General features: G+C 40.8%; 1 protein-coding gene. It reads right to left on the bottom strand.

Annotation, left to right across the window (positions count from 1 at the left end; all coding sequences use genetic code 11):
• Nucleotides 1–66 precede the first annotated feature (66 nt).
• Nucleotides 67–262 (bottom strand): FtsB family cell division protein (locus AAEZ06_RS27570; protein WP_350617298.1); only part of this gene is annotated, 196 nt, incomplete at its 5' end.

Below are 262 nucleotides of genomic sequence, written 5' to 3'. Positions count from 1 at the left end.
CCCTAAGATCAATAATGTCTCTACTATAGGTGATAGAAGAAATTCATTTTATGAGGTTGAGAGCAATCAATAACGGCTGTGCGTTGTCGGCGCTGTTGATACTTGTACAAAAGTCTCATTTGGCTTGATTAAGCCCAAATCTAAACGCGCGTGCTCTTCTACTGCCTCAAGACCATTCTTTAGATCATAAACATCAGTACGCAATAAATTATTTGCAGCCACTTGGTTGTCGTTCAGACGCTGCTGATCTTCAATCTGAGTC

The organism is Pseudomonas sp. HY7a-MNA-CIBAN-0227 (assembly GCF_040310325.1).
Taxonomy (GTDB): domain Bacteria; phylum Pseudomonadota; class Gammaproteobacteria; order Pseudomonadales; family Pseudomonadaceae; genus Aquipseudomonas.
Note: the sequence above shows the minus strand (reverse complement) of the source record. Positions and strands in the feature narration are given on the sequence as shown.